The organism is Peribacillus sp. SIMBA_075 (genome assembly GCF_046534585.1).
The window spans coordinates 1-268 of sequence record NZ_JAWRYN010000706.1 but is presented as its reverse complement, the minus strand read 5'-3'; the positions used below and the strand labels follow the sequence as shown (position 1 = coordinate 268).

Annotated in this window: 1 pseudogene; it reads right to left on the bottom strand. The window is 36.2% G+C overall.

The features are described from left to right. Positions 1 to 126, bottom strand: a pseudogene (locus SB775_RS30030) (tyrosine-type recombinase/integrase); the annotation flags it as partial. Positions 127 to 268: the final 142 nt, after the last annotated feature.

The window sequence follows — 268 nt, the reverse complement described above, 5'->3', positions numbered from 1 at the left end:
GCCGAAGGTTTTGCGCATAGTGTGAGTCCCAATAGATTCGATACCAGCAAAATCTTTGGCTTTTTGAAATTTTTGATAAGCCTAGATCTTATTAATGGGTTGATCTTCTTTTCGAGAAGGGAATAATATTTCACAGAAGGTGTAAAATGGGATGTTGATTTAGATGGTGATGGTGAAGATGATAGTATTAAGGATATGGTGAAAACGGTTGCGAAAAAAGCTTGGTCAACAGTAGCGGGGTGGTTTAATTAACATGAAAAAAAATACA